This window comes from Candidatus Mycobacterium wuenschmannii (assembly GCF_030252325.1).
GTDB lineage: Bacteria > Actinomycetota > Actinomycetes > Mycobacteriales > Mycobacteriaceae > Mycobacterium > Mycobacterium wuenschmannii.
Window position 1 is genome coordinate 3,010,498 of the sequence record NZ_CP126981.1, and the last position, 19,958, is coordinate 3,030,455.

General features: G+C 66.4%; 18 protein-coding genes. 5 read left to right on the forward strand and 13 right to left on the reverse strand.

What is annotated here, in order from left to right; translation table 11 throughout:
• The first annotated feature begins 11 nt into the window (after positions 1–11).
• Both pstC and pstA read left to right on the forward strand, forming a co-directional pair.
• Entirely contained in the window at positions 12–974 is a 963-nt protein-coding gene (gene pstC, locus PT015_RS14275; RefSeq protein ID WP_285185291.1) for a phosphate ABC transporter permease subunit PstC, read from the forward strand.
• Entirely contained in the window at positions 971–1,876 is a 906-nt protein-coding gene (gene pstA / locus PT015_RS14280; protein WP_285185292.1) for a phosphate ABC transporter permease PstA, read from the forward strand. Before pstC ends, pstA begins: the two co-directional genes overlap by 4 nt.
• Positions 1,877–1,949: 73 nt before the next feature.
• Here pstA and PT015_RS14285 read toward each other — a convergent pair whose 3' ends face one another.
• The 10 genes from PT015_RS14285 to PT015_RS14330 all read right to left on the reverse strand — a co-directional run bounded on the left by PT015_RS14285 (position 1,950) and on the right by PT015_RS14330 (position 14,436).
• The gene (locus tag PT015_RS14285) at positions 1,950–4,091 is read right to left on the reverse strand and encodes a serine/threonine-protein kinase PknD (RefSeq protein ID WP_285185293.1); all 2,142 of its coding nucleotides are present in this window, start codon (positions 4,089–4,091) and stop codon (positions 1,950–1,952) included.
• A gap of 13 nt (positions 4,092–4,104) precedes the next feature.
• Positions 4,105–5,181 carry a phosphate ABC transporter substrate-binding protein PstS gene (gene pstS / locus PT015_RS14290; RefSeq protein ID WP_390888022.1) on the reverse strand — a complete coding sequence of 359 codons (1,077 nt, stop codon included), beginning with the start codon at positions 5,179–5,181 and terminating at the stop codon, positions 4,105–4,107.
• 157 nt (positions 5,182–5,338) lie between these two features.
• The gene (locus PT015_RS14295; protein WP_285185294.1) at positions 5,339–6,166 is read right to left on the reverse strand and encodes an alpha/beta fold hydrolase; all 828 of its coding nucleotides are present in this window, start codon (positions 6,164–6,166) and stop codon (positions 5,339–5,341) included.
• The gene (locus PT015_RS14300) at positions 6,166–7,155 is read right to left on the reverse strand and encodes a cyclase family protein (protein ID WP_285185295.1); all 990 of its coding nucleotides are present in this window, start codon (positions 7,153–7,155) and stop codon (positions 6,166–6,168) included. Before PT015_RS14300 ends, PT015_RS14295 begins: the two co-directional genes overlap by 1 nt.
• On the reverse strand, positions 7,143–7,973 hold the full coding sequence (locus PT015_RS14305; RefSeq protein WP_285185296.1) for a coniferyl-alcohol dehydrogenase: 831 nt from the start codon (positions 7,971–7,973) through the stop codon (positions 7,143–7,145). Before PT015_RS14305 ends, PT015_RS14300 begins: the two co-directional genes overlap by 13 nt.
• Positions 7,974–7,976: 3 nt before the next feature.
• Positions 7,977–9,281: an LLM class flavin-dependent oxidoreductase gene (locus PT015_RS14310; RefSeq protein ID WP_285185297.1), complete on the reverse strand. Its 1,305-nt coding sequence runs from the start codon at positions 9,279–9,281 to the stop codon at positions 7,977–7,979.
• The gene (locus PT015_RS14315) at positions 9,278–11,008 is read right to left on the reverse strand and encodes an FAD-binding protein (RefSeq protein ID WP_285185298.1); all 1,731 of its coding nucleotides are present in this window, start codon (positions 11,006–11,008) and stop codon (positions 9,278–9,280) included. Before PT015_RS14315 ends, PT015_RS14310 begins: the two co-directional genes overlap by 4 nt.
• Positions 11,005–11,922: a 3-carboxyethylcatechol 2,3-dioxygenase gene (locus tag PT015_RS14320; RefSeq protein WP_285185299.1), complete on the reverse strand. Its 918-nt coding sequence runs from the start codon at positions 11,920–11,922 to the stop codon at positions 11,005–11,007. Before PT015_RS14320 ends, PT015_RS14315 begins: the two co-directional genes overlap by 4 nt.
• On the reverse strand, positions 11,870–13,573 hold the full coding sequence (locus PT015_RS14325; protein ID WP_285185301.1) for a bifunctional 3-(3-hydroxy-phenyl)propionate/3-hydroxycinnamic acid hydroxylase: 1,704 nt from the start codon (positions 13,571–13,573) through the stop codon (positions 11,870–11,872). Before PT015_RS14325 ends, PT015_RS14320 begins: the two co-directional genes overlap by 53 nt.
• On the reverse strand, positions 13,573–14,436 hold the full coding sequence (locus PT015_RS14330) for an alpha/beta fold hydrolase (protein ID WP_285185304.1): 864 nt from the start codon (positions 14,434–14,436) through the stop codon (positions 13,573–13,575). Before PT015_RS14330 ends, PT015_RS14325 begins: the two co-directional genes overlap by 1 nt.
• A 143-nt stretch (positions 14,437–14,579) precedes the next feature.
• On the opposite strand from PT015_RS14330, the gene PT015_RS14335 reads away from it, so the two are divergent.
• Together PT015_RS14335 and PT015_RS14340 are read left to right on the forward strand one after the other, a co-directional pair.
• Positions 14,580–15,269, forward strand: coding sequence for an IclR family transcriptional regulator (locus PT015_RS14335; RefSeq protein WP_285185307.1), 690 nt, complete (start codon positions 14,580–14,582; stop codon positions 15,267–15,269).
• Positions 15,270–15,289: 20 nt separating this feature from the next.
• Positions 15,290–16,900, forward strand: coding sequence for an FAD-dependent oxidoreductase (locus PT015_RS14340; protein WP_285185309.1), 1,611 nt, complete (start codon positions 15,290–15,292; stop codon positions 16,898–16,900).
• On the opposite strand, the gene PT015_RS14345 is transcribed toward PT015_RS14340, so the two are convergent.
• Both PT015_RS14345 and PT015_RS14350 read right to left on the reverse strand, forming a co-directional pair.
• Entirely contained in the window at positions 16,897–17,271 is a 375-nt protein-coding gene (locus tag PT015_RS14345) for a limonene-1,2-epoxide hydrolase family protein (protein WP_285185311.1), read from the reverse strand. The two genes, PT015_RS14340 and PT015_RS14345, sit on opposite strands and share 4 nt — an antisense overlap.
• A 21-nt stretch (positions 17,272–17,292) precedes the next feature.
• Positions 17,293–18,135 (reverse strand): SDR family oxidoreductase, encoded by an 843-nt coding sequence (locus tag PT015_RS14350; RefSeq protein WP_285185313.1) that lies wholly within the window; start codon positions 18,133–18,135, stop codon positions 17,293–17,295.
• Between the two features lie 103 nt (positions 18,136–18,238).
• Between PT015_RS14350 and PT015_RS14355 the strand changes: the two genes are divergently transcribed.
• Entirely contained in the window at positions 18,239–19,003 is a 765-nt protein-coding gene (locus tag PT015_RS14355; RefSeq protein WP_285185315.1) for an SDR family NAD(P)-dependent oxidoreductase, read from the forward strand.
• A 149-nt stretch (positions 19,004–19,152) separates the two neighbouring features.
• Here PT015_RS14355 and PT015_RS14360 read toward each other — a convergent pair whose 3' ends face one another.
• The gene (locus PT015_RS14360) at positions 19,153–19,920 is read right to left on the reverse strand and encodes an enoyl-CoA hydratase/isomerase family protein (RefSeq protein WP_285185316.1); all 768 of its coding nucleotides are present in this window, start codon (positions 19,918–19,920) and stop codon (positions 19,153–19,155) included.
• Positions 19,921–19,958 lie beyond the last annotated feature (38 nt).

Sequence of the window (19,958 nt, forward strand, 5' to 3'; positions counted from 1 at the left end):
GAAAGTAGACAGTGACGACAGCGCCCGCGCGCAGCGCCACAACTGAAAACAAGGCACGGGTCGGCGACCGGCTGTTCAAGTCGGTCGCCGCCCTGGCCAGTTCCACCATCACGATCGTGATCGCCCTGATCGCTGTCTTCCTGTTCGTCAAGGCGCTGCCGGCATTGCGCGCCAACCACGCGCATTTCTTCACCAGCACGCAGTTCAACACCAGCGACGGCGCGAACCTGGCATTCGGCATCCGTGACCTGTTCATGGTGACGTTGCTGAGCTCCGTGTGGGGCATGGTGCTCGCGGTGCCGATCGCCATCGGCATTGCGGTGTTCCTGACCCAATACGCGCCCCCGCGGCTGTCGCGTCCGTTCGCCGCCATAGTCGACCTGCTGGCCGCCGTCCCCTCGATCGTCTTCGGCCTCTGGGGAATCTTCGTGCTCGCACCGCAACTCGCGCCGGTCGAATCCATCCTCAACGAGAAATTGGGATGGTTGTTCCTGTTCAAGGCCGGCAACGTGTCGCTCGCCGGCGGCGGCAACATCTTCACCGCGGGAGTCGTGCTCGCGGTGATGGTGCTACCGATCATCACCTCGGTGTCGCGGGAAGTGTTCCGGCAAACGCCGGCCAGTCACACCGAAGCCGCTCAGGCGCTGGGCGCGACCAAGTGGGAGGTCATCCGGATGACCGTGCTGCCGTACGGCCGCAGCGGCGCGGTAGCGGCCTCGATGCTGGGTTTGGGCCGTGCGCTCGGTGAAACCGTCGCGGTGCTGATCATCCTGCGCGCATCCGCCTCGGCGGGCCGCTGGTCGCTGTTCGACGGCGGCTATACCTTTGCCTCCAAAATTGCTTCTGCGGCAAGCGAATTCAGTGCGCCGTTACCCACCGGCGCCTACATCTCGGCGGGTTTCGTCCTGTTCGTGCTGACCTTCGTCGTCAACGCCGTCGCACGCGCGGTCGTCGGTAGGGCGGTCAAGGTATGAGCGCTCCGGATCTTGCGCTGCCGGTCAAAAGCCCCGCGGTGCAGTCGATCAGCCTCAGGCGGCGGATAGAAAACAACGCGGCGGCAACGTTCTTCGTCGCGTCTTTCGCGGTTGCGCTGGTGCCGCTGGTCTGGGTGTTGTGGGTCGTCGTTCAGCGCGGCTGGTACGCGATCACCCGGCAGGGGTGGTGGAGCCACTCGCTGCGCGGCGTGCTGCCCGAGCAGTTCACCGGCGGTGTCTATCACGCGCTCTACGGGACTGTGGTGCAGGCCGCGGTGGCTGCCGCTATCGCCGTGCCCTTGGGCTTCATGACGGCGGTATACCTGGCCGAATATCGTTCCGGGCGGCTCGCGAAGTTCACCACGTTCATGGTCGACGTGCTGGCAGGCCTGCCGTCGATCGTCGCGGCCCTCTTCGTGTTCAGCCTGTGGATCGCCACCATGGGGTTCCAGCAGAGCGCGTTCGCGGTGTCGCTGGCATTGGTCCTGCTGATGTTGCCGGTCGTGGTGCGGTCCACCGAGGAGATGCTCCGACTGGTACCGCAGGACTTGCGAGAAGCCAGCTACGCGTTGGGAATTCCACAATGGAAGACCATTCTGCGGATCGTGGTTCCGGTCGCGTTACCGGGGATCGTCACCGGCGTCCTGCTGGCCATCGCGCGTGTGATGGGCGAAACGGCGCCGGTGCTGGTGCTGGTCGGCTACAGCCGATCGATCAACTTCGACATCTTCAACGGCAACATGGCCTCGCTGCCGCTGCTGATCTATTCGGAGCTCAACAACCCCGAGCACGCCGGCTTCCTGCGGGTGTGGGGCTCGGCGCTGACGCTGATCATCGTCGTCACGGTGGTGTATCTCGCGGCCGCCGTGGCCAACTGGCTGATCACCGTCCGCCGCCGCTGAGTTCGCGAGACGGCGACCAAGCTCGCGACTCGGCCGAACCCGCAGTCGTGACTCCTGCTTCGCGGGCGCGGCGCTAGCTCGAGCAGCCGGCGACGTGCAGCTTGACCACCCGGTCGTTGCCGCGGTCGGCGATGTAGAGATTGCCGTCCTTGTCCACCGCCAGTTGTAGCGGCGTGTTGAGCCCGTTGAGCGTCAACGGAGTTGGGGCGGTCGCGTTGGCCGGCAGTTTCACGACCTGGTTGTCGTCGTGCTCGCTGACGTAGACATCCCCGGCTGCGTTGACCGCGATCCCCCAGGGCACGCTGACCCCGGTGAAGGGGAGCACGGTCTGCTCAGTCGACCCGGACGCCAGCTTGAGCACCCGGTTGTTGTCGGTGTCGGTGACGAACACGTCGCCGGCATCGTTGACGGCCACGCCATCGGGATTGTCAAGCCCGTCGAACGGCAGCACCTCTGGAGTCTTGCTGCCGGCCGGCAACTTCATCACCCGATCGTTGCCGCGATCGGCGACGTAGACGTTGCCGGCCTTGTCGACGGTGACGCCTTCCGGGAAACTCAGACCGGTGAAGGGCAACTCCGTCTGGCTGTTGGACCCGGATGCCATCATGACGACGCGATGGTTGAAGTCGGTGACGTACACCGCGCCGGACGAGTCGACGGCCACTCCCTGCGGCTGATACAGGCCGGTGAACGGAAGCACAGCGGGCGTGTCGGAACCGGGGCTCAGCTTCACCACTCGGCCGTACATCCCCTGGTTGGTCACGTAGATCGCGCCGGCCGAGTCCACCGCCACCGCGCCGGGAGACAGCCGGAACGTCAGCCCGTTGAACGGCAACACATTCTGGCCGCACGCCTCGGCCGCCGGACCCTTGTCGGGCTTGAAGACGAACACGGCCACGACGGCGAGGAGTACCGCGGCCGCCGCGGCGCCCAGGATCAACCAGAGCTTCCGCTTGTTGGGCTGCTCCTGCGATTGCGGGTGAAAATCGGGTGCCCGCGGCGCCGGCGCCGGCGTGCGCGCCGCGGGGGCGATGCCGGTGGGCGGGCCCGCCCATCCCCCGGTGTCCGCGGGCGGCGGGGTTCGGCGGGCGGGGGCGATGCCGGTGGGCGGCGCCGAGTGCTCTCCGGTTCTGAAACCCGTGGTGGGCGGTGCCGGGTGACCGCCGGTGCTGAAACCCGTGGTGGGTGGCGCCGGGTGACCGCCGGTGCTGAAACCCGTGGTGGGTGGCGCCGGGTAACCGCCGCCGCTCATCGCGGTGGGTGGTGAGCGCCACCCGCCGTTGCCGGGATCGGACGGCGCGGGACGCATTGAGGTGTGCTCGCCGGCGGCGGCTTCGGTCTGCTGGATGATGCTTTTCGCCTGGTGCTGCTCGGTGTTCGTCAGCGCATGCAAGGCGGCCTGCGCCAGTTCACCGGCGCTGCGGTAACGATCGGCCGGGTTCTTGGCCATCCCCTTCGCAAGCACTTCGTCGAGCGCCGGCGGTACCCGTCCGGGTAAAAGCTGGCTGGGGCGCGGCACCGGCTCCATCAAGTGGGCGGCGACCAATCGCTCGACACTTTCGCCGCGGAACGGCGGTGCCCCGATGAGACACTCGCCGAGAACACAAGCCAGCGAGTAGATGTCGGACCGGTACGTGACCTCGCTGTCGCTGAATCGCTCCGGCGCCATGTAGCGGTACGTACCGATCGCCATCCCGGCCTGGGTCACACCGGCGTCCTCGCCGGCGCGGGCGATGCCGAAGTCCACCAGGTAGGCAAAGTCATCGCCGGTGATCAAGATGTTTTCCGGCTTCACATCTCGATGGATGATGCCGTTGGCGTGCGCGGCATCCAGGGCCGCCGCGACCTGACGCACGATCGCGACCGCGCGGGGCGCGCTCATGGGTCCGGTACGGCTCAACGCCGCCGCCAAGCTCTCGCCGTCGATGAGGCGCATGTCCAGGTACAGCTGGCCGTTGATCTCGCCGTAGTCGTGGATGGGCACCACGTGCGGCTCGGTCAGTCGTCCGGCAGCACCGGCCTCGCGCTGCATCCGCTCGCGATACATCGGGTCGTTGGAGAAGTCCGGCGATATCAGCTTGAGCGCTACGACCCGGCCCTTGCGGGTGTCCTCCGCCTCGTAGACCTCACCCATTCCGCCACGACCGAGCAACCGGTTCAGCCGGTACGGACCGAACCACGACCCCACCCGTGAATTCTGTTGGCCAGTAGTCATTATCGTTGCTCCATCACGAGATGCCGTTCACCGCGGCCGAGAGCTTCGACTGAAACGAGCTCGGCATCGGGATGTAGCCGTATTGGTCGAGGCCGCTCTGGCCGGCGCCAATCGTGGCTTGCATGAACGCTTTCACCGCCGCACCGGTCGAGGAGTCCGGATACTTCGAGCACACAATCTCGTACGTGGCGAGAACAATTGGATACGCGCCGGGCTGCGACGGCTTGTAAAACGACGACGTGTCCACGACCAGATCGTTGCCCTGGCCGGCGAACTTGGCCCCGGCGATCGTCTTGCCCACGGACTCGGGTGTGATCGTCACCGGGTCTGGTCCGGCCGATGTCACGATCTGAGCCATCCCCAACTGGTGGCCGACCGCGAAGGACCACTCGTTGTAGGTGATCGACCCGTTGGTCGCTTTCAGCGCGGCCGAGGTGCCCTCGTTTCCGGCCGCACCCTGGCCCACGCCGCCGGCGAAGGTGTCACCGGAGCCTTTGCCCCAGGAGCCGTCCGAAGCGGCATCCAGATACTTCTGAAAGTTGTAGGTGGTGCCGGATTTATCGGCCCGGAACACGACGTTGATCGGCGCTGCCGGCAGGTTGGTTCCGGAGTTGAGTGCCTTGATCGCCGGGTCGTTCCACGTAGTGATCGCCCCGTTGAAGATTTTCCCGGTGGTCGGGCCGTCGAGGTTCAGCGTCGAGATTCCCTCGAGGTTGTAGGTCACGGCGATCGGGCCGAACACCGCCGGCAAATCCCAAGCGGGAGAACCACATCGCTGCTGCGCCTTATCCGGTTCGCCCTTCGCCGGATCGAGCGGCTTGTCCGATCCACCCAAATCGGTCACGTTCGTCAGGAACTGGTCGACGCCCGCGCCCGAGCCGTTGGCCTTGTAGTCCAACGTGTAGCCGGGGCAGGCGCGGATGTAGGCGTAGACGAACTGTTCGATCGCGTTGGTTTGGGCGGTCGATCCGCTCGCCATGAGCTTCTTCTTGCCACCGCAGTCGACGGGCACCGGCGGCGGCCCGGACCCTGTGCTCGACGACGTGTTACTCCCGCCCCCGCCGCACGCCGAAAGGATCGATGCACCCATCAACAGCGTGCTCAACGCCGCGATACATCGGCTGACCTTCACTGCCACGTCCTCTACATGATCGGCAACTGGACGCCGAGCCTACCGTTAACGAGAGACGGCGTGGGGCTTAATAGCAGATGAATGGCGCATTCCAAGCGGGGGCACAGGGCCCGGTTCAGCCTCGCACGGTCGCCAGAAATTCCAGCAAGACGGCGTTGAGGGCCTCCGGTTGCTCCAGTTGAGGGCAATGGCCGGCGTCCTCGATGACGGCCGACCTGCCCAGCGGAAGCCGGTCGGCGATGTCCTTGGCCCAGCCGGTCGGCAACAGCTTGTCGCACGCCCCTTCGATCACCAATGCGGGCACCGCCACCCGCTGGTAGGCGCGGGTGCTCGACGGCGGGGGCGGCGGGGGCGCACCCGGGCGACGGAACCGGGCCGCCGCCAAGGTCTCCCAGGCACCGGGAGCGGTGCTCGACTCGTATCTCCGTTGGACGTACGCCTCATCGGCGGAATATTTCGGGTCGTGGAAGAGGGCGTCGACGATCCGACGCATCGCCGGCAGCGTGGCGTCGTAGTCGTAGAGCGCTTCCATGTGTCGGTTGCGCTGGATCTCGCCACCGCCGCAGATGGCCACCAGGCTGCGCAACGGCAGCACCGGTGACTCGGAGGTCGCGTCGACGAGCAGATTGATGGCGCCCATCGAGTTGCCGACGAAATGCGCTGCGCCAATGCCGAGTTCGGCGCAGAACCGCGCGATGTGCCGGATCCGCATTCCGCGACCGTCGTTGAAGTCGAGCACCTTGGCCGAGGCACCGAATCCCAACATGTCCGGCGCCAGCACGCGGTACCGCTCAGCGAGCGCGGGTATCGTTTTCTCCCAGCCGATTTCGGCGCTGACCCCGAACTCGCCGCCATGCAGCAGGATCACCGGGTCGCCGTCGCCGGCCTCCAGGTAGTGGGTGGTCAGACCGTCGATGAGCGTCGTTCGGCTGTGGGTGTCCACTATTTGATCGCGATCGGATTCACCGGGGAGCCCACCGCGCCGGTGAATCGCAGCGGCGGCGCGATGAGTTGGAACTCGTAGACCCCGTCCGCCGCGCAGTCGGCCGCCAATGCGTTGAGGTCCCAGTACTCGCCGAGCATCAACCCCATGTCGCGCAGGCACAGCATGTGCATCGGCATGAAGGTGCCCTTGACACCGGAGACCGGGTCTTCGACCATCAGGTTGTCGGCCGCAACCGCGGCGACCTCGTGGTCGTGCAGCCACGGCGCGCACAGCCAGTCCAAACCGGAACCCGGTTCGCCGCCGTTGCCGGTCTCCAAAAATCTTGCCCACCAACCGGTTCGGATGAGCACGATATCGCCGCTGCCGATCGTCACGCCCTGCGCGCGGGCGACTTCGTCCAGCTCCTCTGCGGTGATCGGATTGCCCAGCTCGATGAAGGTGTCCACGCCGCGGTGTTTCGCGACGTCGAGGAGCACGCCGCGCGAGGTGATGCCCTTGCCGTCGACCTTGTCGATGCCGCAGTGCCGCGCGCCGAAGCTGGTGACCGAGTCGGCGGGAAAGCCGTTGTAGAGCTTGTCCTCGTAGTAGACATGCGACAGCGCGTCCCATTGGGTGGCGCACTGCAGCGGCATGACGATCATGTCGTCGTTGAAGCGGAACAGGTCGTCCTGGAAGTACCTGCCCATGTCCTGGGCGCTCGGGTTGCCCACCCAGTCGGGGCCGAACTGCGGCAGCGAATACGCGTCGCCACCGTCGACGGTCATGGTGTGAATAGGGTTGTGCCGGAACTTGAATGCGCCCTGCGGACCGGAGGACCCGAAGTCGACGCCGAGCGGAAACACCTTGCCGTGCTTGACCAGACCGGCCGCTGCGGCAATCTTCTCCGGGGTGATGAAGTTCAGGGTGCCGAGTTCGTCGTCGTCGCCCCAGCGACCCCAGTTGGACACCTCGCCGGACACCCGGCGAAAATCGGTCAGGCTGGCCACGTTGCTTGCCCTTCCTCTAGTTCGCGCGCCACCGCGGCACCGATGTTGCCGCCGTCGACCCACAGTATTTGACCCGAAATATAGCTGGCGGCTTTGCTATTCAGGAACACCAGCGCGGCGGCCTGTTCCTCGGGGTCGGAGGCCCGGCCCAGCGGCTTGGGGATGTCGTCGAGAAAGCTCGGGCCGTAGGCGCCGCGTAGCTGGTCGAGAATCGGCGTCTCGGTGACACCCGGCCCGGTGCAGTTGATCCGGATGCCGCGGCCGCCGAGTTCGCTGGTCTTGCTCATCGTGTAGAGGATGATCGCCTCTTTGGACAGCCGGTAACCGCCGTCGGCCAACGCTTCGGGATGGCGTTTGCACCAGTCGATGCCGTCAGCCACGGTGCGGGTGGCCAGCAACCCGGCCGTGACCTGTTGGTTGTCCCGATAAGCCTTGGCCGCCAACGAGGAAACACTCACGACGGACGACCCAGCGGGCATCTTCGGGGTGATGAGTTCGGTGGCATACCGCAGGCCGAGGAAGTTGATCGTCACGACGAGCAGCGGGTCGCCGATCCCGGAGGACACGCCGGCGACGTTGAACAGCACGTCGACCCGGTCGCCGAGCGAGGCCACGGAATTCTCGATCGACTCGGGATCGATCAGGTCGACGGGGTGGAATTCGGCGATCTCATCGCGGGGCGGCTGCTTGTCCAGCCCCACGACGTGCGCGCCCAGTTCGGTGAGCTGCCGGACAACGTGCGCCCCGATGCCCGACGAGCACCCGGTGACGACCGCGCGTCGCCCGTCGTAGCGCCACAGCTCGTCGATCTGCCCCAACGACTACTTCTTCGACTCGTCTTTGAGCCGCTGGGCCGCCTGCACGCGGCCCTCGTTGATTTCGGCCATCGCCTCGGGAATCTCACTCGCGGTGAAGTTTCCGCCGCGGCCAGTGGGCAGGCCACCGAAGGAGTAGGCCTCGTCGAACTTCGGTGCGGTGGACTGCGGACGGCGTGCCTCGACCTTCTCGATGATCGGCTCGAGTCGCTTGGCCTTCTCGGCCACCGCCTTCTGGTCGCGCTCGATGAACTCCGGCAGCACCTCTTTGCCCATCAGCTCGATGGACTCCATGGTGCCCTCGTGGCTGCGCGGGTTGAGCAGCAGGATGATCTCGTCGACACCGCTCTCCTCATACCCCCGGAGGAATTCACGAACGGTGGAGGGCGAGCCGATCGCGCCACGGCCCGGACCGTAGGCCAACGTCGGATCCTTTTCGCACTCTTCGAGATAACGCTCCCAGACCCCGGTACGGCCGGGGGTGTGCACGCCGGTCATGTAGTAGTGCATGATTCCGAACGAGAAGAATCCGCCGCCCATGCCGAGGCGCTGCACGGCCTGCTCGTCGGTCTTGGCCACCATCATGGACAGGTCGCCGCCGATCGCGAGAATGTTCGGATTGATCGCCGGCGTGCATGGCACCCCGCTCTCTTCGAGTTCCTTGTAATAACCGTTCACCCGCTCGGTCAGCGGACCCGGGCCGGTGTAGGCGAAACTCAGTGCGCCGAGGCACTTCTGGGCGGCCATTTGTACCGAAGCCGGACGCGTACAGGCAACCCATACGGGAGGGTGCGGCTTCTGCAACGGCTTGGGAACTACGTTACGGGCTGGCATCTCGATGTGCTCGCCCTTGAATCCGGTGAACGGCTCCTCGGTCATACAGCGGATCGACACCTCGAGCGCCTCTTCCCACTGCGCGCGCTTGTCGGCGGGGTCGATGTTGAAACCGCCGAGCTCGCCGATCGACGAGGATTCGCCGGTGCCGAACTCCACCCGGCCGTCGGAGATCAGGTCGAGGGTGGCGATCCGCTCGGCGACCCGCGCGGGATGGTTGACCGCGGGCGGCAGGTGCATGATGCCGAATCCCAGCCGAATATCCTTGGTGCGCTGGCTCGCTCCGGCCAGAAACATCTCCGGCGCGGTCGAGTGGCAGTACTCCTCGAGGAAGTGATGCTCGGTCAGCCAGACAGTGGAGAAGCCGGCCTTGTCGGCGGCCTCGACCTCGTCCATGGCGTCCTTGAGCAGGACGTGCTCGTCGTCGTCCGACCACGGACGCGGCAGAGCGAACTCGTAGAACAGTGAGATTTTCACGTTGTGCCTCCCGGAACAATTGAGTGAGTCGAGCTTTGGCTGACAAGATGTTTGGCCGCGACGTAGCCGAAGGTCATGGCGGGTCCGATCGTCGCCCCGGCGCCGGCGTAACTGCGCCCCATGACCGCCGCCGAGGCGTTGCCCACCGCGTACAGGCCGCGGACGACGCTGTCGTCGGACCGCAGCACGCGCGCGAACTCGTCGGTGCGCAGGCCACCCGAGGTGCCCAGGTCGCCGAGAACCATCCGGAATGCGTAGTAGGGCGGCTTGCCCAGCGGGTGCAGATTCGGGTTGGGCAGGGTCGGGTCTCCGTAGTAATTGTCGTAAACGCTGTCACCTCGGTTGAAGTCGTCGTCATGGCCCTGGAGCGCGAGTTCGTTGAAACGTGTTGCGGTGGCGTTGAGTTGGTCGGCCGGGACGTCGATCTTGGCGGCGAGCTCGTCCCAGGTCGTGGCCGATTTGACCACGCCGGATTCGAGCCACGCCTTGGGGATCTTGCGACCGGTCGGCACTGGGGCGAAGGGGATTTTCGGAATCGGAAGATGACCCGCGACAACATATTTCAAGAACGACCGGTGGTCGGTGACGAGCCAGCACGGAATGTGGGTGATGCCCGATTCCTGGCCGGCGATCATCGCGTGGCCGAAGTCCATGTAGGGCGCGGCCTCGTTGATGAAACGCTCGCCCGCGCCGTTGACGATGAACTGTGCCGGCATCATGCGCTCGTTGAGCATGAATTGCAGTCGGCCGTCGGGCCATTGGATGGCAGGGAACCACCAGGCCTCGTCGAGCATGTCGGCGGCGGCGCCGATCTGTTGGCCGGCCCGAATGCCGTCGCCGGTGGCCGCGGGATTGCCGAAGCTCCAGTCCTGGTCCACCGTGGGCTGATGCTCTTTGCGCCACGCCAGGTCGTGGTCGAAGCCGCCGCTGGCCACGATCACACCACGGTTGGCCCCGATGCGTTGCGCCGTGCCGTTCTTCTCCACGACGGCGCCGATCACCACCCCATCGTCGTCGGTGAGCAGTTGCGTCATCGGCGCGTCCAGCCACAGCGGGATGCCCTGGTCTTTGAGGGCCAGTCGTAGCCGCGCGGACAGCGACTGACCGATCGCCGCCATCCGGTCGCCGAATACGCGGGCCCGCACCATCCGCCAGATCAGCTTGAGCAATACGCCTTTGCCGGCCCACGACTGGCGAACCTGGTAGAACTTGCGAAGATCTTTAGGGCCCAACCAGATTCCGCGTGGGGCCAGCGCCAACGGGGTCAGCAGATTCTGCTCCTCGTCGGCGAGGGTGCGCAGATCGATCGGCGGGACGTTGATGGTGCTGCCGAGCTCGGACCCGCCGGGCAGTTCCGGGTAATAGTCGGCGTAGCCCGGCTTCCAGACGAATTCCAACCAGGGGCTGAGCTTTTCGAGGAACTCCATCATGGACGGTGCCGACTCGACGTACTGCCGGATGCGCGCCTCGCTCACCAGACCGTCGGTGATGCGCTTGAGGTAGCCGACGACCTCTTCCGGCTCGGGTGAGTACCCGGCCCGGCGCTGTGACGGCGCTCCGGGCACCCAGATGCCGCCGCCGGACAGCGCCGTGGAACCACCGAATTGGCTGGACTTCTCGACGATCAGTGTCGACAGACCCGAAGCGTTCGCGGCCAGCGCTGCGGTCATGCCGCCGCCACCGGAGCCGATCACCAGGACGTCGACGACGTGGTCGAAGGAGGTCATGCCGGCACCGCCGTCCGGATCGCGAAGCCGGCGATCAACTCGGGCACCGGCCGGTAGTAACGCACACCGGTCTCGTAGGCGCCGGCGGCAGCCAGCGCCGCGAAAGCCGCTACCCAGGTGCGGATTTCGTGCGCGGAGTTGCCTCCCTGAGCGGCAATCGACGCGTTCGACCAGTTATCGAGGTCGTCGAGTTGACCACTGTCGACGATGCTGAGGAACCTCTGGTCGAAGTCGGGGTTGAGCTTTTGCAGCGGGCTGTCGCCGGCGGCGAAGTTCTTGGCCGCCTCCATCACCGCGCTCTGTCGCGCGGACCGCTGTTCGGTGGTCATCGGCTCGCCGTGGACGATACGGCCGACGATCTGCGGCGTGGCGGTCGCCAGCGTCGGCACCGGCGGATCATGGGACAGCCCACCGGATCCCATGACGAGCACGCGCTTGTTCAGCGTGGCCAGGTAACTGCCGACCGCCGCGCCGAGGGTGCGGCAGCGATGCAGCGGACCCAGCGGGGTGGCGACCGAATTGATGAAGATCGGGATCACCGGCTTCGCCTTCGCGTTGCCGAACAGCTTCTCCAGTGGCTGGACGGTGCCGTGGTCGACATCCATGCTGGCCGAGATCGCGATGTCGACACCGGCCGACAAGACCGCTTTCGCGCACGCGACCGCCGTGGCTTCGGGTACGTCGAGTGGCCCTTTGTGGGTGCCGTAGTCACCGACCCCCTGGGCGTCGGTGCCGATGCAGAACGGCGGCATCGTCCGGTAGAAGAAGCCGTTGTAATGATCGGGCGCGAAGATGACGACGATCTCCGGATCGAAGTCGATGACGAAATCCTTTGCCCGCGTGAGTGCGTGATCAATGTCGTCAAGCAGGTCCTGGGACGGCCCGGGCAGATTGAGCAGTGGGCTGTGGGACATACAGCACAGGGCGAGAGGCACGTTGAGGATCACCGCCCCCCGGTGTCAGGGTGAGGACATCGAACAGGGAGGTACTCGTTTCGGGAGCGAGTTGCGCGATGCACGCGCCCGCGATGCAGCGATCGGGACGCAGGAACAACACCGATTCGGAGTGGGCGTCGAACCAGGATTTGAGCTGACCGGTCCGGTCGCCGACCACGACCACGTCGGGATCGTCGTCGCCGTCCCAGTGCAGCTGGGTCAGCGGCCGCGCCGCTACGAGCTTCGCCCCGAGCGCCTGCCAATCCGTAAACGCCTTGGCGCCGAGGATCTCCCGCGGGCTGTTGTTCCAGCACATGACCGCGAACCCGTTGCCGAGGACATCGTCGAGCAGGACATTCTGCTGTTCGCGGGTGTCGACCCGGGGCTGGACGAACAACGTTCCGACCGGGGAGTCCGGCCGGCGCGGCTCGGGGTGCACCACCGCGCCCTGCTCATAGCGTGGCATCGGCTTGAACCGCATTTCGAGCACGTATCGCTTGAGCGAGGGCACAATTGACGCCGACCGGACCAGCAGATCGCGGGCGGCGGCGACCCGGCGATTGGTCGGCGAGATGACCCGGCCCACCATGGTCGACAGGTCGATCATGGCGCGGGCGTGCTTGCGGCGCTCGACGTCGTAGGTGTCGAGCAACGCGTCCCCCGCGTACCCGTTCACCACCGCGGCGAGTTTCCAGCCCAGGTTCGTCGAATCGCGGATACCGCTGTTGTAGCCCTGGCCCTGCCACACCGGCATGAGGTGCGCAGCATCGCCGGCCAGCAGGACACGGCCCTTGCGGAACGCTCCGGCGATCCGGCTGTGGTGGGTGTAGAGGCGGTGCCGGATCACGTCAACCCGGTCGGGGTGCGGCACCATCGACGCCAGCATCCGGGTGAGAAACGCGGGGTCCTCGGCCTGCTCGTCGGTTTCGTCCGCGTGAATCATGAACTCGAAGCGGCGAATTCCGTGTGCGATCGAGATAGACGCGTAGGGGCGGGCCGGGTCGGCGCCGACCTCGCTGTTGGGATGCCCGAGCGGGTCGTTGGCGATGTCGACGACCAGCCAGCGGGTCGGCGAGGTGGTGCCGTCGAACGAAACACCCATCAGGCGTCGGGTGGCGCTGCGGCCGCCGTCGCAGCCGACGACGTAGCTCGCCCGCACGTTCGTGCGGCCGCCGGCGCCGTCGAATTCGACCGTCACCGCGTCGGTCGCCTCGGTGTAGGACGCCATACCCCGGCCCCATTGCACCTCGACGTGCTCGAAACGCTCGAGCCCGCGCAGCAATTCGGCGTCGACGAGCGGCTGGACAAAGCCGTTGCGCTTGGGCCAGCCGAATCGCGCGTCGGGCGGTGCCATTTCGGCCAGGATTCGCCGCTTGGCGTCGACGAACCGCAGGATCTGGTTGGGCACGGTGTGCGGCAGGACCTGCTCGACGACACCGATCGCCTGGAAAGTGCGCAGTGACTCGTCGTCCAGACCAACCCCGCGCGGGTAGTCGATCAGTGTGTCTCGCTCTTCGACCACCAACGTGCTGACACCCTGCAGCCCAAGGATATTGGCCAGGGTCAGGCCGACCGGACCGGCGCCGACGACAACAACGTCGACGTCGACTTCCTGGTTGCTGTCGGTCATCAGCGGCCCAGCAGGAAATCGATGTGCAGGCGGTCGAATGTCTTGGTGTCCTCGTACTGCGGCCAGTGCCCGCAGCCGGACATCACCTCGAAGCGCGCGCCCGGAATCATCGACGCGATGCGGCGGCCCTCGGTGACGTCGGCGGTCGGGTCGTCACTGGTCCACAGCACCAGCGTGGGTGCCTTGATTGCGCCATAGTCGTTGGCGCCCAGCAGGTTACGGGCCCGGATGTCGGGGTCCTGCAGGGCCATGATGTCGCGCATGGCGTTGACGAATCCGGGTTGGCGATACACCCGCTGGCGGCTGGCCACCAGGTCGTCGTAGTCCTTGGACTTGTCGGCCATCAGCCACTTGATGCGTGCCTGCACGGTGTCCCAGGTGGGGTTCTCGGCGGCGGCCATCGACAGCGTGATGATCCGCTTCATCACCTCCGGGTCGGCCTGCGAGCCACCGGCGGTGTTGAGCACGAGGCGGTCGACCTTGTCGGGATGGTCGGCGGCCGCGCGCGACACCACCCAGCCGCCCAGCGATTCGCCGGACAGGTGTGCGCGCTCGACACCGATCGCGTCCATGAAGGCGAGGAGGTGGTCGACGTAGTGCTGAATCTCCAACGGGTGACCGGGTTTATCGGTGTAGCCGTGGCCCAGCATGTCGATCGACCAGGTGGAGAAGTGCTCGGCATGCGCCTCGATATTGCGGACGTACGCCTCGGCATGACCGCCGGAACCGTGCAACAGGATCAGCGTCGGCTGAGTCTTGTCGCCGGCATGCAGGAAGCGGGTCCGCACGCCGCCGGCATCGAGGTAGCCCTGCGCAAACGGGACCCCCTGTAGGTCACTCCACACGCTTTCGTGCTCGGCCACCGGTTCCTCTCTTGCCGTCCTGGCGGAAATTCTGTTCTCGTACCGGGTGAATCATGTGTGCTAAAATCGCACACTAATGTGCACTATGTATAGAGCATCACTCTCGACGGGGTGTCTGTCAAGCAAGATTGCGGGGCGCTGACATGGGCGAGGTCCCCACCACCACCGCGCCCGGGTCGCAGACATTGGCGCGGGGACTCAACGCGTTGCAGCACGTGGCCGACGCTCCCGCGGGTCTGACCGTGCAGCAGGTGGCCGACGCCGTCGGCGTGCACCGGACCATCGCGTACCGCCTGCTGGCCACGTTGGCCCAGTTCCGATTCGTCGCCAAGGGCGAGGACGGTCGCTACCGGCCGGCCGCGGGCCTGGCGTTGCTCGGTTCGTCGTTCGACCGCAACGTCCGTCAGCTCAGCGTGCCGATCCTGCGCGGCCTGGCCGACGACCTGGGGACGACGGTCTCGCTGCTGGTCGCTGAGGGGGATCAGCAGGTGGCCATCGCGGTGATCGTGCCCACCCAGGTGCCGTATCAGTTGGCGTTCCATGAGGGCAGCCGCTACCCGCTCGACCGGGGTGCCGCGGGCATCGCGCTGCTGGCCAGCCTGCCGCCAAGGCCGGACGAGCGCGACCTGGTGGTCAGCGCCCGCGCGCAGGGATGGGTGATCACCCACGGCGAAATCGAGCCCAACACTTACGGTTTGGCGGTGCCGGTGCATCGTGACGCGCCATCGCCGCCGGCGTGCATCAACCTGATCTCGCACCGCGAGGACGTGGTGATGCAGGGCAAGGACGCGGTTGTCCAGGCAGCCAAGGAATTGTCGACGATCCTCAACTGACCGAAAGGAATTCAGAACTGATGCCGTCTTGGGACCATGAGGGCGACGTCGTCGTGCTGGGCAGCGGCGGGGCCGCACTCGCCGCTGCGCTGACCGCGGCCGCCAGTGGCGCCTCGGTCGCGGTGTACGAGAAAGCCGCGACAGTCGGTGGTACCACTGCGGTTTCGGGGGGCGTCGTTTGGATCCCCGCGCACAACCGCTCCCCCGACGGCGAACTCTCGGTCGAGGACGCGCTGAGCTACCTGCATGCCCAGTCGCTGGGTTCGATGGACGACGCTCTGGTCGAGACGTTCGTGCGGACCGGCCCGGCCATGCTCGACTTCATCGAGGCGCACAGCAGCCTGCGCTTCGAAATCGCCTCGGGGTTCCCCGATTACAAGCCCGAACTGCCCGGGGGCCAGCCCGGCGGCGGCCGATCGCACAGCGCCGCGCCGTTCGACCTGAACCAGCTCGGCGACTGGAGCGACCGGATCACCGCCTTCCCACAGGACTGGTCCAACGTCGGATTCGACGCCGAAACACGCGCCCGGTTGTACGCCGGCGCCGACCCGAACGCCGACCTGTGCGTGGCCGGCACCGCGCTGATCGCAGGGTTGCTCAAGGGCCTGCTGGACGCCGGCGTCACACCACAGACCAATGCCCGCGCCGAGGAACTGATCGCCGACGACGGCCGTATCGTCGGCGTGCGGGTGAACGCCGACGGCACACACCTGGACGTGCACGCCCGCCGCGGCGTGATCCTCGGGACCGGTGGATTCGAGTGGGATCCCGGTCTGGTCAACGCTTTTCTGCGCGGACCGATGCACGGCGCCGTCTCGCCCCCGAACAACACCGGCGACGGCCTGCGAATGGTGATGGCCCACGGCGCCGACCTGGCCAACATGGGCGAGGCGTGGTGGGTCCCGATCGTGCAGATTCCGGGCGACACCATCGACGGGCATCAGCGCAGCCGCAGTGTCCGGTTAGAACGCACCCGACCGCGCAGCATCATCGTCAACAGGCTGGGCAAGCGCTTCGTCAACGAGGCCTGCGATTACAACTCGATGGCCGGCGCCTTCCACTACCTCGACCCGCGCGAGGGCTACGTCAACGACCCGGCCTGGATGGTGTTCGATTCACAGCACCTCAAGCGCTACGGATTCCTCGGCATCGACGCCGACGGCCCCGTGCCGGACTGGTTCTGCGAATCGTCGGATCTGAGCGAGTTGTCCGCCAAGACCGGTATCGCCCTCGACGGGCTCAATCGCACGATCGAGGCGTGGAACCACAATGCCGGCGACGGTGTTGATCCCGATTTCGGCCGTGGCTCAAGCGCTTACGACGGCTACTGGGGTGACGAGCATGCGACGACGCCGGCCGGCAAGACACTCGGCCCGGTCGACACTGCGCCGTTCTACGCGGTCCCGATCTCAGTCGGGGCGATGGGTACCAAGGGCGGGCCGCGCACCGACCGCGACGGCCGCGTGCTGCACGTCAGCGGCGAGCCGATTCCCGGCCTGTTCGCGGCCGGCAACGCGATGGGCGGGGTGACCGGCCGCGCGTATGGCGGTGCAGGCGGAACCATCGGCCCGGCAATGGTTTTCGGCTACCGTGCCGGGCACACCGCCGCGACCGGCACGTCGCTTGACTAGCTGAAGGCCTGGGTGATGGTCGCCGCGTCGAAGTAATCGCGCCATGCGACGATCCGGTCGTCGTGCACTTCGAAGACGCCCATGACCGGCAGCGGGATCTCGCCTCCGCCCTTGCGCCGCATGACATCAGTGCGCTCGTTCATCACGACTGTGCCGTCGCTGACCTGACGGTGCACGTTGAAGTCGATACCGTCGAATGCGGTGAGGAAGCCCGCGATGAACTGCGCGATCGCCTCACGTCCGTGGACGGGCTCCATCGGAATGTTGTGATACACGGCGTCCTCGGTGAAGAAGCCGGCCAACTGTTCCGGATCCGGTGAGGACCAGAGCGAGCAGAATTCGGTGACCAATTCGTCGGCGGTGCGCGTCATGGATTCATGCAACACCAGCTGCTAGCGTTCGGCGAGCGCTTTCGCCAAATCGATTGTGCCGGTGCGAATCGCGCCCACCACCCCGCCATCGACCAGTAGATCGGTGCCGGTGATGAACGACGCCGACGGTCCGAGCAGGAACTCGGCGGCCGCGGCGATGTCTTCCGGGGTGCCGTATCGCCGGACGCCGGAATTCTCGACCATCGCCCGCATCAGCGCGCCCGATTCGCTCTCGAGTTCCAGCCGACCCATCGCCGTCGAGATCACGCCGGGGCTGATCGAGTTGATCCGGGCGCCACGCTCGCCCCAGATTCCCGCAGCGGCGGCCACTCGAATCTGGTTGGCCCGCTTGGCCAATGGGTAAGCCATCTGGCTGCTGGTGACCGCGGCACAGGCTTCGAGGCCGAGCAGCTCCTCGGCCGGCAGGGTCGCGAACTGCTTCTCGAGGTCCGGATCGAGCGGCGGCAGCATGTGGCCGGCCATGCTGGCGATGACGACGCCGGCGCCGCCGGGTTCGATCACCCGGCCGAACTCCTCGACGCTCAGGGCGACGCCGAGTAGGTCGACGGCCAGTACGGCGTCCGCGGATGCCTGTTGCGGGGAGAGCCCTGCCGTGTGGACGACCGCGGTCACCCGGCCGGCCGCCGTGGCCGCGTCGGCGACCGCCGCCACCGAGCCGCGCGAGGTCACGTCGACCTGCTGGGTCAAGACATGGTGGCCGTCTTCGGTCAGAGCTGCGGCGCCGGTCTCGAGTCCTTCGGCGTCGATGTCGGCCAACACGATGGTCCGGCCCGCGCCACTGCGGCGTGCCACCGCCAACCCCATGCCACCCACTCCGATGATGACCAGAACGTCGTTGTTCACGGCTTGTCTCCACTCCAGCTGACGGGGACCCCAGGCTACTGCGGCCGTATGAGAATATTATTCTCATTGACCGAGAGTATCGATTGCAAGAAGGGAAACACCGATGCAGATCAGCGGGAGTTCGGCCGTTGTCGTCGGGGGCGCGGGCGGCTTGGGCGAGGCTACGGTCCGCCGGCTGCACGCCGCCGGCGCCAAGGTGGTGATCGCCGATCTGGCGGACGAGAAGGGCGCGGCTCTGGCCAAGGAGCTGGACGCCCGCTACGTCCGCACCGATGCAACCAAGACCGAGGACGTCAACGCCGCGTTGGCGGAGGCGGAATCGCTTGCCCCGCTGCGTATCTCGGTGGACGCCCACGGCGGACCCGCCAGCGGCGGACGGCTGATCGGCAAGGACGGGTCGCCGCTGGACCTGGACGGTTTCAAGACGACCATCGACGTCTACCTGACCGGAGTGTTCAACGTCTTGCGCCTGGCCGCTGCGGCCATTGCCCGCCAAGAGCCGCTCGACGAGGGCGCCCGCGGCGTCATCATCAATACCGCGTCGATCGCCGCCTACGAGGGTCAGATCGGCCAGTTGCCGTATGCGGCGGCCAAGGGCGGTGTGGTCGGGATGACGCTGGTCGCGGCGCGGGACCTGTCTCCGCTGGGCATTCGGGTGGTCACCATTGCGCCCGGCACGTTCCTGACGCCGGCCTACGGCAAGGCGGGCGACCAACTCGAGGCGTACTGGGGCCCGCAGGTTCCGTTCCCGAAGCGGATGGGCCGCTCGCCGGAGTACGGCGCCTTTGTGCAGAGCATCGTCGAAAACGACTACCTGAACGGCGAAGTCATTCGGCTGGACGGCGCGCTGCGCTTCCCGCCGAAATAGGAGTGACAGTGTGGTGGTCACACCTGCCACACGCGTCTCCAGCCGCGGCGGACACTGATCTGCCCGCCTCTGAGCGAATTTGAATCTGAATTCGCTCGAAGGCGGGCAACTCGGGTGTGCCCATCCCGCAGGGGCAGGTGTGAGTGAGGTTAGTTTTTGCCGGCCGAGAGCTTGGCGACGATCGCCCGGAAGTCCTCGGTCTGCATGGACTGGCTTTCTGCCGACAGCGCGTAGTCGATGGTGTCGAGCACCGCGCGTTCGAGATGCAGGTTGAGGACGCGTTTGGTGCTCTCGACGGCCTGCTGCGGCAATTCGAGGATCTTCTTCGCCGCCTTGATCGCCTCGGCGACCGGGTCTTCCACCACGTGGTTGGCCAGCCCCAGCTCGACCGCCTTGGCGGCGGGGATCCGGGCGCCGGTCAGCGCGTACTCCTTGGCCAGCAGCAGGCTGATGTGCAGGGGCCAGGTCAGCGGTCCACCGTCGGCGGCGACCAGCCCGACTTGGACGTGCGGGTCGGCCAGGTAGGCGTTCTCGGCGATGTAGACGATGTCGCTCAAAGCGACCAGACTGCAACCCAATCCGACGGCCGGGCCGTTCACCGCGGCCAGCACCGGGATGCGACAACGGGCCATGCCGAGCACGATCTCGCGTCCGTCGATGATGGTCTTGGCGCGTAGCTGCGCATCACCGGCGAGCTCATTGAGGTAGACGAAGTCGCCGCCGGCTGAAAAAGCCCGTCCTGCACCGGTTATCACTGCGACGCGCGCGCTGAGGTCATCGCTCAGCCGTTGCCAGAGCTTGGCCAATCCATGGTGTAGGTCGTCGTTGACCGAGTTGAGTGAATCTGGCCGGTTCAGCGTGATGATCCGCAGTGGGCCATCGGCCTGGACGTCGATTTCCTTTGGCATGTCGTACAAGTCAGGCTCCTTCTATGTTCGTGACCCGCTTCACCCGG

What these genes read in the sequence shown, in the direction of transcription:
- PT015_RS14315 (WP_285185298.1), bottom strand. Translation starts at nt 11,008, where the DNA reads ATGACCTCCTTCGACCACGTCGTCGACGTCCTGGTGATCGGCTCCGGT.
- PT015_RS14285 (WP_285185293.1), bottom strand. Translation starts at nt 4,091, where the DNA reads ATGACTACTGGCCAACAGAATTCACGGGTGGGGTCGTGGTTCGGTCCG.
- PT015_RS14340 (WP_285185309.1), top strand. Translation starts at nt 15,290, where the DNA reads ATGCCGTCTTGGGACCATGAGGGCGACGTCGTCGTGCTGGGCAGCGGC.
- pstS (WP_390888022.1), bottom strand. Translation starts at nt 5,181, where the DNA reads ATGGGTGCATCGATCCTTTCGGCGTGCGGCGGGGGCGGGAGTAACACG.
- PT015_RS14335 (WP_285185307.1), top strand. Translation starts at nt 14,580, where the DNA reads ATGGGCGAGGTCCCCACCACCACCGCGCCCGGGTCGCAGACATTGGCG.
- PT015_RS14320 (WP_285185299.1), bottom strand. Translation starts at nt 11,922, where the DNA reads ATGTCCCACAGCCCACTGCTCAATCTGCCCGGGCCGTCCCAGGACCTG.
- PT015_RS14325 (WP_285185301.1), bottom strand. Translation starts at nt 13,573, where the DNA reads ATGACCGACAGCAACCAGGAAGTCGACGTCGACGTTGTTGTCGTCGGC.
- PT015_RS14345 (WP_285185311.1), bottom strand. Translation starts at nt 17,271, where the DNA reads ATGACGCGCACCGCCGACGAATTGGTCACCGAATTCTGCTCGCTCTGG.
- pstA (WP_285185292.1), top strand. Translation starts at nt 971, where the DNA reads ATGAGCGCTCCGGATCTTGCGCTGCCGGTCAAAAGCCCCGCGGTGCAG.
- PT015_RS14355 (WP_285185315.1), top strand. Translation starts at nt 18,239, where the DNA reads ATGCAGATCAGCGGGAGTTCGGCCGTTGTCGTCGGGGGCGCGGGCGGC.